Genomic DNA, 2,928 nt, shown 5'->3' on the forward strand with positions numbered 1-2,928 from the left:
AAGGACATCAACCGAGACTCCGTCAGTAGCGGCGAGCGAACGCGGACCAGGCCGTGCAGCACATGAAACTCGAACCGGTTGGGAAGCCGGGCCAAAGTGGGTGACAGCCCCGTAGAGGTGTAAAAGCTGCCGTTAGAGTAGGGCGGGACACGTGAAATCCTGTCTGAACATGGGGGGACCACCCTCCAAGCCTAAGTACTCCTTGCCGACCGATAGCGAACCAGTACCGTGAGGGAAAGGTGAAAAGCACCCCGACGAGGGGAGTGAAACAGACCCTGAAACCGGACGCCTACAAACAGTGGGAGCGCAAGTGACCACGTACCTTTTGTATAATGGGTCAGCGACTTGGTCTCACGAGCAAGCTTAAGTCGATAGACGTAGGCGCAGCGAAAGCGAGTCTGAACAGGGCGTTCAGTTCGTGGGATCAGACCCGAAACCGAGTGATCTAGCCATGGCCAGGATGAAGGCGCGGTAACACGCGCTGGAGGTCCGAACCCACACCTGTTGAAAAAGGTCGGGATGAGCTGTGGCTAGGGGTGAAAGGCCAATCAAACTCGGAGATAGCTGGTTCTCCGCGAAAGCTATTTAGGTAGCGCCTCGCATATTGCCTTCGGGGGTAGAGCACTGGATGGGTGATGGGGGCCCACAGCCTTACTGAGCCTAACCAAACTCCGAATACCGAAGAGCAGAGTGCGGGAGACACACGGCGGGTGCTAAGGTCCGTCGTGGAGAGGGAAACAGCCCTGACCAACAGCTAAGGCCCCTAATTCGTGGCTAAGTGGGAAAGCATGTGAGACGGCCAAGACAACCAGGATGTTGGCTTAGAAGCAGCCATCATTTAAAGAAAGCGTAACAGCTCACTGGTCTAGATAAGCTGTCTTGCGGCGAAGATGTAACGGGGCTCAAGCCACGAGCCGAAGCTTTGGAGCGCGTAAGCGCTGGTAGCGGAGCGTTCCGTTCTGGATCTCTTCCGACTTCGCGTCTCCCTCGGGAGGCGGGTGGTCGGAGCGAGGTCGGCGATGAAGCCGCCCTGTGAGGGCGCGGTGGAGCGGACGGAAGTGAGAATGCTGACATGAGTAGCGACAAGGAGGGTGAGAGACCCTCCCGCCGAAAGTCCAAGGGTTCCTGCTTGAAGCTAATCTGAGCAGGGTGAGCCGGCCCCTAAGCCGAGGCCGAAAGGCGTAGGCGATGGGAATCAGGTGAATATTCCTGAGCCAGGAGAAGGTGACGGATCGCAGGTGTAGTGAGGCCTTATCGGATTGGTCTTGCTGCTGAGCGGTCCCTGGAAAGAGCCCTCCATCCAGACCGTACCCTAAACCGACACAGGTGGACTGGCAGAGCATGCCAAGGCGCTTGAGAGAACTACGTTGAAGGAACTCGGCAAAATGCCTCCGTAACTTCGGGAGAAGGAGGCCTCCTTCGTGGGCAACCATGGGGGAGGGGCACAGACCAGGGGGTGGCGACTGTTTACTAAAAACACAGGGCTCTGCGAAGCCGCAAGGCGACGTATAGGGTCTGACGCCTGCCCGGTGCCGGAAGGTTAAATGGAGGGGTGCAAGCTCCGAAATGAAGCCCCGGTAAACGGCGGCCGTAACTATAACGGTCCTAAGGTAGCGAAATTCCTTGTCGGGTAAGTTCCGACCTGCACGAATGGCGTAACGACTTCCCCGCTGTCTCCAACGTAGACTCAGCGAAATTGAACTCCCCGTGAAGATGCGGGGTTCCCGCGGTCAGACGGAAAGACCCCGTGCACCTTTACTACAGCTTCAGATTGGCATCAGGCGCGTGATGTGCAGGATAGGTGGTAGGCTTCGAAGCAGGGACGCCAGTTCTTGTGGAGCCTCCCTTGAGATACCACCCTTCATTCGCTTGATGTCTAACCGCGGCCCGTGAACCCGGGTCCGGGACCTTCTGTGGCGGGTAGTTTGACTGGGGCGGTCGCCTCCCAAATCGTAACGGAGGCGCGCGAAGGTAGGCTCAGAGCGGTCGGAAATCGCTCGACGAGTGCAATGGCATAAGCCTGCCTGACTGCGAGACTGACAAGTCGAGCAGAGTCGAAAGACGGCCATAGTGATCCGGTGGTCCCTCGTGGACGGGCCATCGCTCAACGGATAAAAGGTACGCCGGGGATAACAGGCTGATGATGCCCAAGAGTCCATATCGACGGCATCGTTTGGCACCTCGATGTCGGCTCATCACATCCTGGGGCTGGAGCAGGTCCCAAGGGTTCGGCTGTTCGCCGATTAAAGTGGTACGTGAGCTGGGTTTAGAACGTCGTGAGACAGTTCGGTCCCTATCTGCCGTGGGTGTTCGAGACTTGAGAGGAGCTGCCCCTAGTACGAGAGGACCGGGGTGGACGCACCACTGGTGGACCTGTTGTCGTGCCAACGGCAGTGCAGGGTAGCTATGTGCGGACAGGATAACCGCTGAAGGCATCTAAGCGGGAAGCCCCCCTCGAAACCAGGTCTCGCCTGAGAGCCGTGGAAGACCACCACGTCGATAGGCTGGGGATGCAAGCGTGGCGACACGCGCAGTCGACCAGTACTAATTGCTCGATAGGCTTGATCCGCCCCGGAAGACGGCCGACGAAAGTCGGCCTCCGGACCAGCGCGGTTCATTCAAACAACCTGGCATTCTTCGGAAAGATCAAAACCCGGCCGCCCCAGAAGCGGCCCGGGTTGGTTCGCAGGTCCGGCGGTCACAGCGCAAGGGAAACACCCGATCCCTTCCCGAACTCGGCCGTTAAGCCCTGCCGCGCCGATGGTACTGCGGCTCAAGCCGTGGGAGAGTAGGTCGCCGCCGGACCCGTCAACCAACCCAATTCTCGTCTCTCCACGATGTACTCAATCCCGCGGGGTGGAGCAGCCCGGTAGCTCGTCAGGCTCATAACCTGAAGGTCGCAGGTTCAAATCCTGCCCCCGCAACCAA

General features: G+C 58.7%; 1 tRNA gene and 2 rRNA genes (1 of these 3 running past the window's edge). All 3 read left to right on the forward strand.

The annotated features are described in order from the left end of the window. Positions 1-2,569: ribosomal RNA gene (locus P2H44_RS25440) — 23S ribosomal RNA — on the forward strand (it extends 259 nt beyond the left edge of the window). A 121-nt stretch (positions 2,570-2,690) separates the two neighbouring features. Beyond that, positions 2,691-2,805: ribosomal RNA gene (gene rrf, locus P2H44_RS25445) — 5S ribosomal RNA — on the forward strand. 45 nt (positions 2,806-2,850) lie between these two features. Beyond that, positions 2,851-2,927, forward strand: a tRNA-Met gene (locus P2H44_RS25450). Position 2,928 lies beyond the last annotated feature (1 nt).

This window comes from Albimonas marina (genome assembly GCF_029223255.1).
Taxonomy (GTDB): Bacteria; Pseudomonadota; Alphaproteobacteria; order Rhodobacterales; family Rhodobacteraceae; genus Albimonas.